The organism is Streptomyces sp. NPDC048419 (assembly GCF_043200415.1).
In the GTDB taxonomy this organism is placed as follows: Bacteria; Actinomycetota; Actinomycetes; order Streptomycetales; family Streptomycetaceae; genus Streptomyces.
Genome location: NZ_JBICXT010000012.1, coordinates 120829 through 138554, shown reverse-complemented (window position 1 = coordinate 138554; position 17726 = coordinate 120829). Strand labels below are relative to the sequence as shown.

The 17726-nt window shown below is 71.5% G+C and carries 18 protein-coding genes; 10 read left to right on the top strand and 8 right to left on the bottom strand.

Annotated features, from left to right (window positions below):
- Positions 1–49 precede the first annotated feature (49 nt).
- The 3 genes from ACGFYN_RS24955 to ACGFYN_RS24945 all read left to right on the top strand — a co-directional run bounded on the left by ACGFYN_RS24955 (position 50) and on the right by ACGFYN_RS24945 (position 2063).
- Positions 50–256 (top strand): hypothetical protein, encoded by a 207-nt coding sequence (locus ACGFYN_RS24955; protein ID WP_393868063.1) that lies wholly within the window; start codon positions 50–52, stop codon positions 254–256.
- Positions 257–381: 125 nt separating this feature from the next.
- Entirely contained in the window at positions 382–1026 is a 645-nt protein-coding gene (locus ACGFYN_RS24950; RefSeq protein WP_393868062.1) for a GntR family transcriptional regulator, read from the top strand.
- 20 nt (positions 1027–1046) lie between these two features.
- Positions 1047–2063: a 1-aminocyclopropane-1-carboxylate deaminase gene (locus ACGFYN_RS24945; RefSeq protein WP_393868061.1), complete on the top strand. Its 1017-nt coding sequence runs from the start codon at positions 1047–1049 to the stop codon at positions 2061–2063.
- Positions 2064–2088: 25 nt separating this feature from the next.
- On the opposite strand, the gene ACGFYN_RS24940 is transcribed toward ACGFYN_RS24945, so the two are convergent.
- From ACGFYN_RS24940 to ACGFYN_RS24910, 7 genes are all read right to left on the bottom strand, one after another.
- Positions 2089–3267, bottom strand: coding sequence for a TerD family protein (locus ACGFYN_RS24940; protein ID WP_393868060.1), 1179 nt, complete (start codon positions 3265–3267; stop codon positions 2089–2091).
- Between the two features lie 108 nt (positions 3268–3375).
- On the bottom strand, positions 3376–4365 hold the full coding sequence (locus tag ACGFYN_RS24935) for a zinc-dependent alcohol dehydrogenase family protein (RefSeq protein ID WP_393868059.1): 990 nt from the start codon (positions 4363–4365) through the stop codon (positions 3376–3378).
- Positions 4362–5210 carry a carbohydrate ABC transporter permease gene (locus tag ACGFYN_RS24930; protein ID WP_393868058.1) on the bottom strand — a complete coding sequence of 283 codons (849 nt, stop codon included), beginning with the start codon at positions 5208–5210 and terminating at the stop codon, positions 4362–4364. Before ACGFYN_RS24930 ends, ACGFYN_RS24935 begins: the two co-directional genes overlap by 4 nt.
- A complete protein-coding gene (locus ACGFYN_RS24925) occupies positions 5207–6145 on the bottom strand; it encodes a carbohydrate ABC transporter permease (RefSeq protein WP_393868057.1) in 939 nt (312 codons plus the stop codon). The genes ACGFYN_RS24930 and ACGFYN_RS24925 overlap by 4 nt, the downstream gene beginning before the upstream one ends.
- Entirely contained in the window at positions 6142–7515 is a 1374-nt protein-coding gene (locus ACGFYN_RS24920; RefSeq protein WP_393868056.1) for an ABC transporter substrate-binding protein, read from the bottom strand. The genes ACGFYN_RS24925 and ACGFYN_RS24920 overlap by 4 nt, the downstream gene beginning before the upstream one ends.
- A gap of 77 nt (positions 7516–7592) precedes the next feature.
- Positions 7593–8372 carry a DeoR/GlpR family DNA-binding transcription regulator gene (locus ACGFYN_RS24915; protein WP_393868055.1) on the bottom strand — a complete coding sequence of 260 codons (780 nt, stop codon included), beginning with the start codon at positions 8370–8372 and terminating at the stop codon, positions 7593–7595.
- Between the two features lie 284 nt (positions 8373–8656).
- A complete protein-coding gene (locus ACGFYN_RS24910) occupies positions 8657–9466 on the bottom strand; it encodes an NAD-dependent epimerase/dehydratase family protein (protein WP_393868054.1) in 810 nt (269 codons plus the stop codon).
- A gap of 214 nt (positions 9467–9680) precedes the next feature.
- Here ACGFYN_RS24910 and ACGFYN_RS24905 point away from each other — a divergent pair, with 214 nt between their 5' ends.
- Positions 9681–10622: a 5-dehydro-4-deoxyglucarate dehydratase gene (locus ACGFYN_RS24905; RefSeq protein WP_393868053.1), complete on the top strand. Its 942-nt coding sequence runs from the start codon at positions 9681–9683 to the stop codon at positions 10620–10622.
- Positions 10619–11782 (top strand): hypothetical protein, encoded by a 1164-nt coding sequence (locus ACGFYN_RS24900; RefSeq protein WP_393868052.1) that lies wholly within the window; start codon positions 10619–10621, stop codon positions 11780–11782. The genes ACGFYN_RS24905 and ACGFYN_RS24900 overlap by 4 nt, the downstream gene beginning before the upstream one ends.
- Here the strand turns inward: ACGFYN_RS24900 and ACGFYN_RS24895 are convergent.
- The gene (locus ACGFYN_RS24895; protein WP_393868051.1) at positions 11719–12978 is read right to left on the bottom strand and encodes an MFS transporter; all 1260 of its coding nucleotides are present in this window, start codon (positions 12976–12978) and stop codon (positions 11719–11721) included. The genes ACGFYN_RS24900 and ACGFYN_RS24895 overlap by 64 nt on opposite strands.
- Before the next feature lie 132 nt (positions 12979–13110).
- On the opposite strand from ACGFYN_RS24895, the gene ACGFYN_RS24890 reads away from it, so the two are divergent.
- The 5 genes from ACGFYN_RS24890 (at position 13111) to araD (ending at position 17723) form a co-directional block, all read left to right on the top strand.
- Positions 13111–13524: a DUF6010 family protein gene (locus ACGFYN_RS24890; RefSeq protein WP_393868050.1), complete on the top strand. Its 414-nt coding sequence runs from the start codon at positions 13111–13113 to the stop codon at positions 13522–13524.
- Positions 13525–13598: 74 nt separating this feature from the next.
- Positions 13599–14189, top strand: a complete 591-nt coding sequence (locus ACGFYN_RS24885; RefSeq protein WP_393868049.1) for a TIGR03086 family metal-binding protein — start codon at positions 13599–13601, stop codon at positions 14187–14189.
- A 203-nt stretch (positions 14190–14392) separates the two neighbouring features.
- Positions 14393–15079: a GntR family transcriptional regulator gene (locus ACGFYN_RS24880; protein ID WP_393868048.1), complete on the top strand. Its 687-nt coding sequence runs from the start codon at positions 14393–14395 to the stop codon at positions 15077–15079.
- Positions 15076–15987 carry a dihydrodipicolinate synthase family protein gene (locus ACGFYN_RS24875; protein WP_393868047.1) on the top strand — a complete coding sequence of 304 codons (912 nt, stop codon included), beginning with the start codon at positions 15076–15078 and terminating at the stop codon, positions 15985–15987. Before ACGFYN_RS24880 ends, ACGFYN_RS24875 begins: the two co-directional genes overlap by 4 nt.
- Positions 15984–17723 (top strand): L-arabinonate dehydratase, encoded by a 1740-nt coding sequence (gene araD, locus ACGFYN_RS24870; RefSeq protein ID WP_393868046.1) that lies wholly within the window; start codon positions 15984–15986, stop codon positions 17721–17723. Before ACGFYN_RS24875 ends, araD begins: the two co-directional genes overlap by 4 nt.
- Positions 17724–17726: the final 3 nt, after the last annotated feature.

Sequence of the window (17726 nt, the reverse complement as noted above, 5' to 3'; positions counted from 1 at the left end):
ACGTCGGTCCCGTCAGTTTCGGCCTCGATCTCTGGACACCTTCAACGTCATGCACCTCCCGGTGCGAGCCATCAGATCTCGGGAGGCGCGGTTCATGGTGTGTGTCCGGGAAGCGGGAGCGCATCGCGCGCACCGCGAGCTGATGGCGCTGGCGGTGGGGGAGCGGCGCGCGGTGGTGACCTCGCAGGGCGGTGCCTTCCGTATCGTGCCGCTGCTCGAGGCGGCGCGGGACGCGGACTGGCCCCGGGAGGCCTGAGCGCCGGGGCGTGGCCCGCACCTCGCAGGGGTGCGGGCCACACCCTTGTCCTGAGGCATCCCTGAACTCCTCCTCTGAACTCCAGCCCTGTACGCCTGCGCGATTGACATCTAACATTTCAGTTCATGGAGGCCATACGACCCGTCCGGCGCACCCTTCTCAGGGACCGCGCCTACGAGGCGATCCGGGACGCCATCGTGGGCGGAGAGCTCGAACCCGGCGCGGTGGTGCGGGACGCCGAGCTCGCCGAGCGGCTGGGGCTGTCGCGGGCACCGGTGCGGGAGGCCTTCGCCCGGCTGGTCGACGAGGGGCTGCTGGAGAGCAAGCCGCAGAGCTACACACGGGTCACCGAGCTCGTCGCCGCCGACGTGCGGGATGCCGCGGCAGTGGTCGGCGCCATGCACGAGCTGGCCACGCGGATCGGTGTGCCCCGGCTGTCCGCCGCCGCCCTCGGGGCGATGCGCGCGGCCAACGACCGGTTCGCGGCCGCGGTCGGCGCCGGTGACGTCGACGCGGCCCTGCACGCCGACGACGATCTGCACGACGTCCTCGTCCACGCCGCCGGGAACCGGGCGGCGGCCGCCACCATCGCCCGTTACACCCCCCTCATCCGCCGCCTGGAGCGACGCCGCTTCGGCGAGAGCAGCTGCCGTTCGGCCGGGCTGCACGAGCAGCTGATCGGCGCCTGCGCGGACGGTGACGTGGACGAGTCGGTCCGTATCACCGCGGAGATCTGGCGCACCCTCACCGACCTCGCCGACGGCGACTGATCCCGAATCCGGGAGGACTCATGTCCCTTTCCTCGTACGAGCGTTACCCCCTTGTCTTCGGTCCCTCGCCGGTGCACCGGCTGGAGCGGCTGACGGCGCACCTCGGCGGTGCCTCCCTGTGGGCCAAGCGGGAGGACTGCAACTCCGGTATCGCCTACGGCGGGAACAAGACCCGCAAGCTGGAGTACCTGGTGGCTGACGCGCTCGCCAAGGGCTGCGACACGCTCGTGTCGATCGGCGGTGTGCAGTCCAACCACACCCGCCAGGTCGCGGCCTGCGCCGCCCGCGCCGGGCTCAAGTGCGTGCTGATCCAGGAGAGTTGGGTGGACTGGCCGGACTCCGTCTACGACAAGGTCGGCAACATCCTGCTCAGCCGGCTCGCCGGGGCGGACGTACGGCTGGTGCGGGCCGGGTTCGGCATCGGGTTCAAGGAGAGCTGGGAGCAGGCGCTCAGGGAGGTCGAGGAGGCGGGCGGCACGCCGTACGCCATCCCGGCCGGTGCCTCCGACCATCCGCTCGGCGGTCTCGGCTTCGCCGGGTGGGCGTACGAGGTCGCCGAGCAGGAGCGGGAGCTGGGGGTCTTCTTCGACACCGTGGTGGTGTGCTCGGTGACCGGCTCGACGCAGGCGGGCATGGTCGCCGGGTTCGCTGCGCTGGAGGAGGCGGGCGGGCGGCCGCGCCGGGTGATCGGCATCGACGCCTCGGCGAAGCCCGCCGCCACGAAGGAGCAGATCGTGCGGATCGCCCAGGGCACCGGTCAACTCATCGGTGTCAAGCGGGAGTTGACCGGCGCGGACGTCGAGCTGGACGAGCGGTACCACGCGGGGACGTACGGCATCCCGGACGAGGCGACGCTGGATGCGATGCGGCTCGCGGCCCGTACGGAGGGGATGGTCACCGACCCCGTGTACGAGGGGAAGTCGATGGCGGGCATGGTGGACCTGGTGGCGCGCGGGGAGATCGGCGCGGATGCCACGGTGCTGTACGCGCACCTGGGCGGGCAGCCCGCCCTGAACGCGTACAGCGCGGTCGTCTGAGTCGGGCTGCCCGCGGCGGTGTCGGTCAGAGGGTCTGTGCGGCCGGCTTCACCATGTTCCGGACCGTGCGGGCCTTCACGAAGTCGCCGATCGCCGTCATCTCCCACTCGCCGGAGAACTGGCGGATCAGCTTCGCCATCATCACACCGGTCTGGGGCTCGGCGTTGGTGAGGTCGAAGCGGACCAGCTCCTCGCCGCTCGCGGCGTCCAGGAGGCGGCAGTAGGCCTTGGCGACCTCGGTGAACTTCTGCCCGGAGAAGGAGTTGACCGTGAAGACCAGACCGGTGGCCTCCTGCGGGATGCGGCCGAGGTCGACCACGATGACCTCGTCGTCGCCCCCGCCCTCGCCCGTGAGGTTGTCGCCGGAGTGCTTGATCGCGCCGTTCAGGATCGACAGCTTGCCGAAGTAGCAGCTGTCGATGTGGTTGCGCTGCGGGCCGTAGGCGATGACCGAGGCGTCCAGGTCGATGTCCTTGCCGCCGTACGCCGGCTCCCAGCCGAGGCCCATCTTGACCTGGGAGAGCAGCGGGCGGCCGCCCTTGACGAGGGAGACCGTCTGGTTCTTCTGGAGGCTGACCCGGCCCTTGTCGAGGTTGATCTTCCCGGCGCCCGGAGCGGGGGCGGGGGCCGCGGCGGCGGGCGGGGCCTGGGGAGGCGGCGGCGTGGTGGACACGGGCGGGGCGGCCTGCTGCGGCGGGGCGGCGGCGGCCGGCTCCTCCACCGTGACCCCGAAGTCGGTGGCGATGCCCGCCAGGCCGTTGGCGTACCCCTGGCCGACCGCGCGGGCCTTCCACTGGCCGCCGCGCAGGTAGATCTCGACGACCACCAGGGCCGTCTCCGCGCCGAGCTGCGGGGGTGTGAAGGTGGCCAGGACGCTGTTGTCGTCCGCGCCGCGGATCGTGGCCGTCGGTTCGATGCCCTGGAAGGTCTGGCCCGCGGCGTCCGGGCTGGCGGTGACGACGATCTTCTCGATGCCCGGGGGGACGGCGGCGGTGTCGACGACGATCGCGTCGGGTGCCGTGCCCCCGCCGGACCGGTGGGTCACGCCCGGGCCGCTCGGCTGGTTGTAGAAGATGAAGTCGTCGTCGGAGCGCACCTTGCCGTCGCCCGTGAGCAGCAGGCCCGACACGTCGAGCCGCACGGGGGCGGCGACGTCCACCGCCACGCGGGCGCTGGGAAGAGGGATGTTCGAGCCAGGGGTCATAGCTGTCATGCCCCTAGAACGAGCGAGGACGCTTTACCGTTCCCTTACTCTTCGGCCAATCGTGACCGGCCCCCGCACTCCCGCGGCGGGGGCCCGTCACGGGGTGTCCTACGGCACCACCACGATCTTGCGGCCCACCCCCGCCGCGAACTGCTCCAGGGCCTGCGGGTAGCGGTCCAGGGGGATGCGGTCGCTGATGAAGATCTCCGGGTCCAGGACGCCGTTCGCGAAGAGCTCGGCGGCCCGCTCGAAGCTGTGCAGGACGGCCATGGAGCCGGTGATCGTGATCTCCTGGTTGTAGATGCGGTACGGGTCGATCGTCACGCGGGTCGCGTAGTCCGCGACGCCGAACTGGAGGAAGGTGCCCGCCTTCGCGACCCGGTCCAGGCCGTCCTGGATCGCGGCCGCGTTGCCGGTCGCGTCGATCACGAGGTCCCAGCCCTGGGGGCGGTCCAGCTCGTCCGGGTTCGCCGCCGAGGCGGAGACGCCGAGCCGCTGGGCGGTCTCCAGGCGCGTCGGGTTGAGGTCGACCATGTCGACGCTCGCCGCGCCCGTCCGCTTGGCGAGCTCCAGCATCATCAGGCCCATCGTGCCCGAGCCGTAGATCAGGACGTGCGCGCCCAGGCGGGACTGCAGGACGTCGTAGCCGCGGACGGCGCAGGACAGGGGCTCCACCAGGGCGGCGTCCTCGGTGCGGACGTGCTCGGGCAGCTTCACGCAGTTGGCGACCGGCGCCACCGCGAACTGCGCCGCGCCGCCGGCCGTGGTGACACCGATGGCGGCCCATCGCTCGCAGAGGTTGTTGTGGCCCGTACGGCAGTACCGGCACTCGTAGCAGTACAGCGAGGGGTCGACCGCCACCCGGTCGCCGATCGCGACCTCCGTGACCTGGGTGCCGACGCCGACCACCTGCCCCGCGAACTCGTGCCCGGGCACGATCGGCAGCTTCGGCGCGAACTCGCCCTGGAGGATGTGCAGATCGGTGCCGCACAGGCCGCAGGCGGCGACCTCGACGACGACCTCGCGGGGGCCGGGTGTCGGGTCGGGGACCTCGGTGACGACGGCGCGGCCCACGGACTCGATGACGGCGGCCTTCATTTCACGGCTCCAAGCGACAGGCCCTGGACCAGTTTGTCCTGGGCGGCGAACCCCGCGGCGAGCACCGGCAGGGAGATGACGAGCGACGCGGCGCACACCTTCGCCAGGAACAGGCCCTGGCTGGTGATGAAGCCGGTCAGGAAGACGGGGGCGGTCTCGGCGACCACGCCCGTCAGGACCCGGGCGAACAGCAGCTCGTTCCAGCTGAAGATGAAGCAGATCAGGGCGGTGGCCGCGATGCCCGGCAGTGCGATCGGCGCCACCACGCGGGCGAGGATCGTCGGCAGCCGGGCGCCGTCGATCTGGGCCGCCTCGATCACCGCCACCGGGACCTCGGCGAGGAAGGACTGCATCATCCACACCGCGATCGGCAGGTTCATGGAGGTGTAGAGGATGACCAGCAGCCAGATGTTGTCCAGCATGCCGGTGTTCTTGGCGAAGAGGTAGATCGGCAGCAGACCCGCCACGACCGGCAGCATCTTCGTCGACAGGAAGAAGAACAGGACGTCCGTCCACTTCTTGACCGGGCGGACCGAGAGCGCGTACGCCGCCGGGAGCGCCAGCAGCAGGACCACGATCGTCGAACCGATCGACGCCACCGCGGAGTTGATCAGGGACGGCCAGGGGCTCGCGCCGCCGCCCGCGCCGAAGAACTCCCGGTAGCCGTCCAGGGTGAAGGCGGCGCCGAAGGCGGGCGGGTTCTTCGCCGCGTCCGTCTCCGAGTGGAAGGACGTCAGCGCCATCCACGCGATGGGCAGGAAGAAGACGATCCCGACCAGCCAGGCCATCAGGCCGAAGCCGGCTCCCCTGCGGCGGGGGTTGGTCGATACGGCGACGGTGCTCATGCGCGGGACACCTCCTCGCGGAACAGGGACGACACCACGCGCAGCGCGAAGGTGGCGATGATGATCGAGCCGATGACGACCAGGACGCCGGCGGCCGAGGCGAGGCCGTTCTCGTGGGCCTGGTAGAAGCTCTGGTAGACGGTGTAGGGGAGGTTGGCGGTGCCCAGGCCGCCCGACGTGATCGTGAAGACCGCGTCGAAGTTCTGCACGATGTAGATCGAGCCGAGCAGGGCGCCGAGTTCGAGGTAGCGGCGCAGGTGCGGCAGCGTCAGATGGCGGAAGATCTGCCAGTCGCCGGCGCCGTCCACGCGCGCGGCCTCCAGTTGCTGGCTGTCGCGGCTCTGCAGGCCGGCCAGCAGGATCAGCATCATGAACGGCGTCCACTGCCAGACCAGGGATATCTCCACCGCGAGCAGCGGGGTGTTGGAGATCCAGTCGGGCTGTGGCCCGCCGACGTAGTGCAACAGGCCGTTGAGCAGGCCGTATTCGGGGTTGTAGAGCACGTGCTTCCACAGCAGGGCCGCGGCGACCGGAACCACCAGGAAGGGGGCGATCAGGAGCGTGCGGACCACGCCACGGCCGCGGAACTTCCGGTCCAGGAGCAGGGCGAGCATCAGGCCCAGGACCAGGCTGGCCAGGACCACCGCCACCGTGAGCACGACCGTCGTCCACACGGAGTGGCGCAGGTCGGCGTCGGTCAGGACCTCGTGGTAGTTGTCGAGGCCCGTGAAGTGACGGGCCTTGGGGTAGAGGGCGTTCCAGTCGAAGAACGAGATCACCAGCGTGGCCACGAAGGGGAGCTGGGTCACCACGATCATGAAGACCAGGGCGGGCAGGAGCGGGGCGCGGGTGGCCCAGGCACGCAGCCGGGCAGGGGGTGCGCCCTTGGTACGGACGGGGGTTGCGGCTGTCGGAGCCGTGGTCGTGGCTGTCATCGCCCCTCGTACTCCTTCGAGATCTTCTCGGCGAGCTGCTGGGACTTCTTCAGGGCCGAGCCTGTGGACTGGCGTCCGGCGATGGCCGCGCTGATCTCCTGGGAGACCTTGGTGCCGAGGTCGGTGAACTCCGGGATCCCGACGAACTGGATGCCGGGCGCGGGGCGCGGCTGCACCCCGGGGTCGTTGGGCCTGGCGCTCTCGATGGACTCCTTCGTCATCTCCTGGAAGGAGGCGGCCGACTTGCGGTAGTCGGCGTTCTCGTAGGTCGAGGCGCGCTTGCCGGCGGGCACGTTGGGCCAGCCGCTGGTTTCGCCGACCAGCTGCTCGTAGCCCTTGCTGGACGCCCAGGACACGAACTTCCAGGCCTTGTCGGGGTTGTGGGAGGCCTTCTGGATGCCCCAGGCCCAGGTGTAGAGCCAGCCGGAGTTGTCGGTCTTGTCGACGGGGGCCGGCGCGTAGGCGAGCTTGCCCTTGACCGGGGAGCCCTTGGCCTCCAGGGAGCCGGCCGCGGACGTGGCGTCGTACCACATGGCGACCTTGCTCTGCGTCATGTTGTTCAGGCACTCGGCGAAGCCGGACTGTGCGGCGCCGGACTCGCCGTGCTTGCGCACCAGGTCGACATAGAACTTGGTGGCCTTCTCGAAGGCGGGGGAGTCCAGTTGGGCCTTCCAGTCCTTGGTGAACCAGGTGCCGCCGAAGGTGTTCACCACGGTGGTGAGCGGTGCCATGAGCTCGCCCCAGCCCGGCAGGCCGCGCAGGCAGATGCCGCGCATCCCGGGCTTCGCGCCGTCGACCTGGGCGGCGAGCTGCGCCACCTGGTCCCAGGTGGGGTGGGCCGGCATCGTCAGGCCCTTCTCGGCGAAGACGTCCTTGCGGTACATCAGGAAGGACGACTCGCCGTAGAAGGGCTGGCCGTAGAGCTTCTTGTCGTCGGCGGTCAGGGACTGGCGCATCGGCTTGAGGACGTCCTGCTCGTCGTACGAGGGGTCCTTGGCCACGTACGAGTCCATCTCGTGCAGCCAGCCGTTCTTGGCGTAGATCGGGATCTCGTAGTTGCTGAGCGTCGCGACGTCGTACTGGCCCGCCTGGTTGGCGAAGTCCTGGCTGATCTTGTCGCGGACGTCGTTCTCCGGCAGGACGGTGAAGTTCACCTTGATGCCGGTCTCCTTGGTGAAGTTCTTGGCGGTGAGCTTCTGCAACTCCACCATCTGCGGGTTGTTGACCATCAGCACGTTGATGGAGTCGCCGCCGGAACCGGACCCGCCCGCCCCGACCCAACAGCCGGAGAGCAGCGGGGCGAGCAGCGTCCCTGCGGCGGCCATGGCGAGCGTTGCTCGCGGTGGCCGTCGTCGGCTCTGGGTGCGCATGGATCGCTCCTGGACATAGGGGATTTTTGGGGCGCTTCGGGTGTGGAGATGCCTTGCGTGGCGGCTCGGCCGACGGGTCAGACCCTGATGACCTGCGGTCCCTGCAAGGAGTAGCGATGGGCCTCGGACGAGGGCAGCAGCGTGCTGGTGACGATGCTCTCCAGTGCGCCGATCTCCGCGAACCGGCAGAAGCTGACCGCGCCGAACTTGGTGTGCACGCCCGCGAACACGGTGCGGCGCGCGGCCCGGATGGCCTGCGCCTTCACCTCGCTGACGGCCGGATCGGGGGTGGTCAGGCCGTGCTCGCGGGAGATGCCGTTGGCACCGATGTAGGCAAGGTCGATGACGAAGCCGGCCAGCATCTTCGTCGTCCAGTGGTCGACGGTGGCGAGGGTGCCGGAACGCACCCGGCCGCCGAGGAGCAGCACGGAGATGCCGTCGGACTCGGCGAGACTGCCCGCGACCGGCAGGGACGCGGTGACCACGGTCAGCGGCCGGTCCCTGGGCAGCGCCTCGGCGATGAGCTGGGGAGTGAAGCCCTCGTCGACGAAGACCGTCTCGGCGTCCCCGAGCAGCTCGGCCGCGGCGGCCGCGATCCGGCGCTTCTCGGGCACATGGCTGGTGGCGCGGAAGGCGAGCGTCGTCTCGAAGCCGGCGCTCTCCACGGGATAGGCGCCGCCGTGGGTGCGGCGGACCAGGCCGTGGTCCTCCAGGGCGCGCAGATCCCGCCGTACGGTCTCCTTGGCCACGCCCAGCCGGTCGGCGAGCATCGTGACGTCGACGGAGCCCGAGGCGCGCGCGACCCGCACGATCTCCCGCTGACGTTCTTCCGCCGTCTTCGCGTTGTCCGCCGTCATCGCCGCACCCGCCTTCCCTGCTCGCTGCCCGTTCGGGCCCGGGTGGGGCCCATGGGGGAAGTTCTACTCCCGGTGTGCGGCACTGACCAGGCTTGTTGCAGGCTCGATGCTGCCCGTGTGTGCCCGTTTGCGGAGCGGAGTGCCCGCCTCGGACCTGCGTTGCTGTGAGACACGGCGTGAGATCGGGCAGGCGCGGTGCCCGAATGTGGCGGCGGGCGGGCCCGTTCGGTGCCCGCCCGCCGTCGCGAACGATCGTTTTCCGCCTTCGGGCGGTGCCGGTGCGGTCAGTACGGCCAGATGGGCGGCTCGCTGACGAAGTGACCGCCGAGGTGGGCGTGCGCGACGTTGTCCGGCTCCAGCTCGCCCTGCTCGGCGATCAGCTTCGCGGCGAACGGCTCGGAGTCGTCCTGCGGTTCGTAGCCGAGCGCCCGCGCCGTCGTGAGGTCCCACCACAGGCGGGTGTTGGCCGAGGAGCCGTAGACCACCGTGTGGCCGACGTCCTCGGCGGTCAGGGCCGCGTGGAAGAGGCGGGCGCCGTCGGCCGGGCTCATCCACACCGACAGCATCCGGACGCTGGTCGGCTCCGGGAAGCAGGAGCCGATGCGCACCGAGACCGTCTCCAGGCCGTGCTTGTCCCAGTAGAGCTGGGCGAGGTCCTCGCCGAAGGACTTGGACAGCCCGTAGAAGGTGTCCGGGCGGTGCGGGGTGTCGATCGGGATCAGCGGGTCGTCGCCCTGGGGGCGCGGGGTGAAGCCCACCGCGTGGTTGGAGGAGGCGAAGACGATCCGGCCGACGCCCTCCTCGCGGGCGGCCTCGTACAGGTTGTACGTGCCCTCGATGTTCGCCGCGAGGATCTTCTCGAAGGGGGCTTCCAGGGAGATGCCGGCGAGGTGGATGATCGCGTCGACGCCGCGCACCGCCTCGCGCAGTGCGTCCTTGTCGGCCAGGTCGGCGGTGATCGCGTCGGTCTCGCCCTCGATCGGGCGCATGTCGAGCAGACGCAGCTCGTGGCCGAAGGCGGGGAGCAGGTTCCGCATCAGCGTGCCGAGTCCGCCGGCGGCGCCGGTGAGCAGGACGGTGCGGGGAGCGGGCATCCTCGGGTCTCCTTGGGTCCGCCGCCTATGACAGGTGGCCGCATGCATGGACTGTATTCACATTCGTGGAAACGCTAGGGAGCGTGGCACGACTCCGTCAAGTGTCGCGCGGTTTGCGCGCTTGACCGGCCCGGAGTCGGCTCCATAGTGTGGCGTTGTTCAGAAATATAGACACCGATCAGAAGAACGTACGCGCCTGCCACAGGGAGAGCCCGTGACGCCATCCCCCCTCGCCGCTCGACTCAGTATCCCCAGCGGGCCGCTGTTCTTCCCGGTCACCGCCTTCGGGCCGGACGGCGCGGTCGACCTCGACGTGTACCGCGCCCATGTGCGCCGCGGGGTCGAGGCCGGGGCCGCCGCGGTCTTCGCCTGCTGCGGCACCGGTGAGTTCCACGCGCTCACGCCCGAGGAGTTCGAGGTATGCGTGCGGGCGGCCGTCGAGGCGACGGACGGGCGGGTGCCGGTCGTGGCCGGCGCCGGGTACGGGACCGCGCTCGCCGTGCGCTACGCGCGCCTCGCCGAACAGGCCGGTGCGGACGGGCTGCTGGCCATGCCGCCCTACCTCGTGGTCGCCGGGCAGGAGGGGCTGCTGCGGCACTACCGCGAGGTGGCCGGCTCGACCGCGCTGCCCGTGATCGTCTACCAGCGCGACAACGCCGTGTTCACCCCCGAGAGCGTGGCCGAACTCGCCCGCACGGACGGGATCATCGGCTTCAAGGACGGCGTCGGCGACCTCGACCTGATGCAGCGCATCGTCAGCGCCGTACGCACCGATGTCCCCGGCGACTTCCTCTACTTCAACGGCCTGCCGACCGCCGAGCAGACGCAGCTCGCCTACCGCGCCATCGGTATCCACCTGTACTCCTCCGCCGTGTTCTGCTTCGTCCCGGAGATCGCACGCGCCTTCTACGAGGCCCTGCGCACCGGCGACGACACCACCGCGCAGCGCCTCCTCGACGGCTTCTACCGTCCGTTCGTCGAACTGCGCGCCCAGGGGCGGGGCTACGCCGTCGCCCTGGTGAAGGCGGGCGTACGGCTGCGCGGCCTCGACGTGGGCGAGGTGCGCGCCCCGCTGCACGAACCGACCGAGGAGCACGTCAAGCAGCTCGCCCAGCTGATCGAGCGCGGGTACGCGCTGCTGGAGGAGTCCCGGTGAAGGCGTCCGCTTTCGTCTACCCCTGGGACGTCAACGGGGACCCCGAGGCCGCGGGCCGCATCGCCGCGCTCGGCGTGCGCCAGGTGACGCTCGCCGCCGCGTACCACTCGACGCGCGCGCTGACGCCCCGCCACCCGTGCCACCGCATCGTCACCGCCGAGCATGCCGCCGTGCTCTACCCGGCGGACGCGCGCTGGGAGGGGCGTGAGCTCAGGCCGTACGCGGCGGGGGACTGGGCGCCCGGGGACGCGTACGGCGAGGCCGCGGAGGCGCTCGCGGACGCCGGGCTCGAGGTGCACACCTGGGTCGTGCTCGCGCACAACTCCCGCCTGGGCGCGGAGCGTCCCGGGACCTCCGTGGTCAACGCCTACGGTGACCGCTACCCGTGGGCCCCGTGCATCGCACAGCCGGCCACGCGCGCGTACCTCGTCGAACTGGCCGCCGAGGCGGCGGTACGGCCCGGGGCGCGCGGCACCGAGCTGGAGTCGCTCGGCTGGTACGGGCTGCAGCATCTGCACGCCCACGACAAGACCGGCGGGATCGGCCTCGGGGACGCCGGCTCGTATCTGATGTCGCTCTGCTTCTGTCCCGCCTGCCGACAGGGCTACGCTGAACAGGGCCTGGACGCCGACGAGTTGGCGGACGCCGTACGCGAGGCGCTGGAGCCGCTGTGGCGGGGCGCGCCCGACGACGCGGGCTGGGCCGGGGTCGAGAAGCCGCTCGGCGAGGCGAAGGCGGCCGCCACGCGCGCGTGGCGCGACGAGAGTGCCCGCACGCTGCAGGAGTCGGCGGTCCGGGCGGTGCGCGCGGCGGCCCCCGAGGGCTTCCAGGTGCTGCTGCACGCCGACCCGGTGACGTACCACGTCGGCGCCAACGTCGGCGTGGACCCCGCGCACATCCTGTCCGTCGCCGACGGCGTGGTGGTGCCGTGCGCCGGTGGCACGGGCCTGCTGACGCCGTTCGCCGAGCAGGGCCGCGAAGGGGCCGTCCTCGCCGCCAACTTCACCATCGTCTCGGGCATGGGCGGCAGCCCGGGCACGCTGGCGGCGGACGCGGCCGAGGCCCGGGACCGTGGCGCGACCGAACTGCGGCTCTATCACGCCGGGTTGGCGTCGGACGGCGACCTGTCGCTGGTACGGGAGGCGCTCGCCGGACGGTGAAGAAGGGCCCCGGCGATCATCAGCAGCGCCGCTCCGAGGAAGGTCGACACCGGCCGGTAGCCGACCAGTTCGACCAGGGCCGCGCCCATCGCCAGGCCCACCACGTTCGGCGTGAACATCAGGGTGTTCGCCGTGGCGGCCGTGCGGCCCAGCAGCGCGCCCGGGGTCTCGCGCTGCACGGCCGTCATCGCGGCGATCAGCACACAGGGCAGCCCCACTCCGCTCGCCGCGCTGCACGCCAGGGCCACCGGGTCGGCCGGTATCGCCCGCGCCGCCACCGCGCACGCGGTCAGGGCGATTCCGGCCGCCGCGAACCGGCGCTCGCCCAGCAGCCGCAGTGCGGGCCCGGAGACCAGCCCGAGCACGACCGAACCCGCACCCTGCACGGCGTACAGGACACCGGCGTAGGCGGGGGCGTGCCCGAGCCCGTCGACGACGGCGTAGAGCAGCGCGCCGCTCAGGCCCGCGCAGAGCATCGTGCCGCCCGCGGCCAGGACCAGGCGCCGCAGCCGGGCATACGCCCACAGGAAGCGCGTGCCCTCGGCCGTCCGCGCCCACCAGCCCGCCGTCACCGGCGCCGCCCTGTCCTCGCGGACGCGCAGCAGGGTGCACACCCCCGCGGCCAGGACGAAGGTGACCGCGTCCAGCACGGCGACGCTCGGGCCGCCGTAGGCCGCGTACAGACCCGCGCCCGCGAGCGGCGCCACCAGCTTCATGCCTTCGTTCGCCGTCATGCGCAGCCCGTTGAAGTCGCCGAGCAGGGACCGGTCGACGGCGGCGGCGACCAGGGCGGACTCGGCCGCGTCCTGGACGACGCCCGCCGCCCCGTACAGGAACAGGACCGTGTAGATCAGCCACAGACGGCCGGGGGAGTGGACGCCGAGGAGGGCGAGCAGCAGGACGGCCAGCAGGAGGTTCGTGCCGATCAGCAGGGGCTTGCGGCGCACCCGGTCGGCGAGCGTGCCGAGCAGGGGGCCGGCCAGGGTGGGCGCCCACATGGCGAGCAGGCAGAGCGCCGCGAGGCCGTTCGAGCCCGTCAGGTCCTTGACCCACACGCCCGACGCCAGCCACAGCGCCGACGTCCCGAAGCCCGAGACCACCACGCCCGCGAGATACAGCCCCGCGTCGCGGTCCCGCAGGACGCGCACCACCGCCCATGCCGGATCCGGGTTCGATGCCGATGCCGATGTCGTCATGCCTGGCCATCGTGGGTCTAAGGCCCCCGCCGGGGCATGGGGCAACTGCCTTAGAACGGCGGCGGAAACCCGTGGGAAGCTGTCGGTAATCCCCATGGGACGCGCATCGCGGCGGCCCTAGCGTCGACGACCATGAGCTACGTCGCCCCGATCTTCGTCGGGATTCTCTACGTCCTGCTGATGTGCCTGGTCCGCGAGCCGCACCGGCGCAGACTGAACGCCGTCATGGTCGGTGGGGCGGGCGCCGCCTACCTCAGCGGGGGCGGCCTCGGCGGCTGGGAGTTCGCGTTCACCGCGGTGGCCACCTATGTCGCCTACCGGGGCCTGGACTCCTGGACGTTCATCGGCATCGGCTGGCTGATGCACACCGCGTGGGACGTCGTCCATCACGTCAAGGGCAACCCGATCATCCCGTTCGCCCACAGCTCCTCGCTGGGCTGCGCGATCTGCGACCCGGTGATCGCCCTGTGGTGCCTGGGCGGAGGCAGGACACCGGCCGAGCTGCTGCGCACGGTGCGCGTCGAGACGGGGGTGAACGCAAAATGATGTGCGGGGCGCGATGAATTTCGGCGGCCGCGCCGGTCCATTCATGCAAGGACCAAGAACCTGAGGAGCAGCGGATGACCGACACGACCCTCGACCTCGGACCGCAGACGCGGGTCATCGCGAGGCTTGCGGAGGGGGTGCGCGAGGAGCACATGGCGGGGCCGACGCCCTGTCCCGACTACACGGTGCACGCCATGCTGGGCCACATCCTCGGCCTGACCGTCGCCTTCCGCGACGCCGCCCGCAAGGACCTGGGCGGCACCACCGACACCTCCCCGCAGGCCGGCCTGCCCGAGCTCGGGCCGGGCTGGCGCGATGAGCTGCCCAAGCTGCTCGACGAGCTCGCCGACGCCTGGCGCGACCCGGCCGCCTGGACCGGCATGACCCGGGCCGGCGGCGTGGACCTGCCGGGCGCGGTCGCCGCGGCCGTCGCCACCGACGAACTGGTGATCCACGGCTGGGACCTGGCCCGCGCCACCGGCCAGGACTACACCCCGGACCCGGCCGCCCTCCAGGTCTCCCACGACTTCCTGCAGGCCGCGGCCGACGACCCGAGCCGCGGCGCCATCTTCGGCCCGGTCGTGTCCGTTCCGTCGGACGCGGCCCTGCTCGACCGGGCGATCGGGCTGAGCGGACGGGCGCCGGACTGGCGTCGGCCGGCCTGAGCCGAGCCCGCCCGAGCCGAGCCGTACGACACCCCGGTCGGGGCCGCGCACGCCGCGCGGCCACGGACTCTTTTTGCCAGAACCATTGACGAAATCCGCGCCCCCTCCTACCTTCAACGCGTCGTACTTCGTACGTCATATATGAGACGCGATACGCGAGATCGGATACTCCAGATCTCACACGTGACTTCCGAGAGGCGCGCATGACCTCTGTGCCCATGCCGATCCCGTCCCGCACGCAGTACGTGCTGGACGCGATCAAACACCGCATCCTCACCGGGCAGCTGACGCCCGGGCAGGCTCTGGTCGAGACCGAGCTGGCCGCGCAGTTCGGGGTCTCCAAGACCCCGGTGCGCGAGGCGCTCAAGACCCTGGCCGGAACGGGACTCGTGGTGATGAGCCAGTACAAGGGCGTCACGGTGCGCATGGTGGACGCGGACATGGCGCGCGAGGTCTACGACGTACGCCTGCTGCTCGAACCGGAGGCGCTGAAGCGGGCGGTGCGGCGCGGAGCGTCGCTCGACGCCGCGCGCGACGCCCTGACCCGGGCCGACGGCGCGGGCGACACCGCCGAACGCTCCCTCGCCAACCGGGAGTTCCACCGCGCCCTGTACCTGCCCTGCGGCAACCCGCTGCTCGGCCGGATGCTCGACGAGGTGCGCGACCAGGCCGCCCTGGTCTCCGCCGTGGCCTGGGCCTCCGACCCCTCCTGGGAGCGGGAGGCGGGCGAGCACCGGGAGATCCTGCGGCTCGCCCTCGACGGCGACGCGGACGGCGCGGCCCGCGCCCTGCACTCGCACATCGCGTCCTTCGTGCGGCGAGCGTTCCCCGAAGTCCAGGCAGAGGAAGCCCAGTCAGAGGAAGCCCAGTCACAGGAAGGCCAGGAATGAGCAGCGTGGTGTTCGAGACCCAGCGGACGGCCCTGGCCGACGTGGTGGCGATCCCGGTGACCCCGTTCGCCGAGGACGGCACCGTCGACCAGGACGCCCACCGGGCCCTGCTGCGCCGGCTGCTCGACGGCGGAGTCACCACCCTCACCCCGAACGGCAACACCGGCGAGTTCTACACCCTGACCCCGCAGGAGCGCCGGCTGGTCACGGAGCTGACCCTTCAGGAGGCGGGCGGCCGGGCAGCGATCCTGGCCGGCGTCGGGCACGACGTGTCCACCGCCGTCGCCTCCGCCCGGCACGCCCGCGAGCACGGCGCGCAGATGGTGATGGTCCACCAGCCCGTCCACCCGTACGTCTCGCAGGCCGGCTGGGTCGACTACCACCGCGCCGTCGCCGCGTCCGTCCCGGAGCTGGGCGTCGTCCCGTACATCCGCAACGCCCAGCTCACCGGTGCCCGTCTCGCCCAGCTCGCGGACGCCTGCCCGAACGTCATCGGCGTCAAGTACGCCGTGCCGGACGCCGCCAGGTTCGCCGCCTTCGCCCGGGACGCGGGCCTCGACCGCTTCGTCTGGGTCGCCGGTCTCGCCGAGCCGTATGCCCCCTCGTACTTCTCCGCGGGCGCCACCGGCTTCACCTCCGGCCTGGTGAACGTCGCCCCGTCCGTCTCGCTGAACATGATCGACGCGCTGCGCGCCGGCGACTACCCGGCCGCCATGAAGGTCTGGGAGCAGATCCGCCGCTTCGAGGAGCTGCGCGCCGCGAACGGCTCCGCCAACAACGTCACCGTGGTCAAGGAGGCCCTCGCCTCCCTCGGCCTGTGCCGCCGCGAGGTCCGACCGCCGAGCAGGCAGCTGCCGGAGGACGAACGCGCGGAGGTCGCCGCGATAGCCGCCGGATGGTCCCTGTGAACGCGCCCGCCGGCAGAAGGCGCCCCGAGGAGCTCCGCAGCCACCAGTGGTACGGCGGCGAGGGCCAGCTGCGCACCTGGTCGCACAACGCCCGTATGCGCCAGCTCGGTTACGAGGCGGAGGAGTACCGGGGCCGCCCGGTGATCGCCGTCCTCAACACCTGGTCCGACATCAACCCCTGCCACGTCCATCTGCGCGAGCGCGCCGAGGCGGTCAAGCGCGGGGTGTGGCAGGCCGGTGGCTTTCCGCTCGAGTTCCCGGTCGCCACGCTCTCCGAGACGTACCAGAAGCCGACCCCGATGCTCTACCGCAACCTGCTCGCGATGGAGACGGAGGAGCTGCTGCGGTCGTATCCGGTCGACGCGGCGGTGCTGCTCGGCGGCTGCGACAAGTCGACGCCGGCGCTGCTCATGGGTGCGGCCTCGGCCGATGTGCCCGCGCTCTTCGTCCCCGCGGGGCCGATGCTGCCGGGGCACTGGCGCGGCGAGACCCTCGGGTCCGGCACCGACATGTGGAAGTACTGGGACGAGCACCGCGCGGGCAACCTGACCGACTGCGAACTGCGCGATCTCCAGGGCGGGTTGGCGCGCTCCCCGGGTCACTGCATGACCATGGGGACCGCGTCCACGATGACCGCGGCCGCGGAGGCCCTCGGCATGACGCTGCCCGGTGCCTCCTCGATCCCGGCCGTCGACTCCGGGCACGAGCGGATGGCCGCCGCCTCCGGGCGCCGCGCCGTCGACCTCGCCTGGACCGGGCTCAAGCCGTCCGCGATCCTCACCCGCGAGGCGTTCGAGGACGCCGTCACCACCGTGCTCGGGCTGGGCGGCTCCACCAACGCGGTCATCCATCTGATCGCGATGGCGGGACGCTGCCAAGTAGCGCTCACCCTCGCCGACTTCGACCGCATCGCGCGTACCGTGCCGGTCCTCGCCAACGTCCGCCCCGGCGGACAGACGTACCTCATGGAGGACTTCTACTTCGCGGGCGGCCTGCCCGCCTTCCTCTCCCGGATCACCGATCTGCTGCACCTGGACCGCCCGACCGTGAACGGCACGCTCCGGGAGCAGCTGGAGGGCGCCGTCGTCCACGACGACGACGTCATCCGCACCCGCGAGAACCCGGTCGCGAGCGAGGGCGGAGTGGCCGTACTGCGCGGCAACCTCTGCCCGGACGGCGCCGTCATCAAGCACATCGCCGCCGAGCCGCACCTGCTCAAGCACACCGGTCCCGCGGTCGTCTTCGACGACTACAGGACCATGCAACGCACCATCGACGACCCCGGGTCGGGCATCACCGCCGACAGCGTGCTGGTGCTGCGCAACGCAGGGCCCAAGGGCGGCCCCGGCATGCCCGAGTACGGCATGCTGCCCATCCCCGACCACCTGCTCAAGCAGGGCGTGCGGGACATGGTGCGGATCTCCGACGCCCGGATGAGCGGCACGAGTTACGGCGCCTGCGCGCTGCACGTCGCGCCCGAGTCCTACGTCGGCGGACCGCTCGCCCTCGTCCGCTCCGGGGACCTCATCACCCTCGACGTCGAGGCACGCGCCCTCCATCTCCACGTGGACGACGAGGAGCTGGCGCGGCGCAGGGCCAAGTGGACGCCGCCGCCGACCCGTTACGAGCGCGGATACGGCGCGCTCTACAACGAGCAGATCACCCAGGCCGACACCGGCTGCGACTTCGAGTTCCTGGCCCGCCCGGGCAAGGTCGCGGACCCGTACGCGGGCTGAACC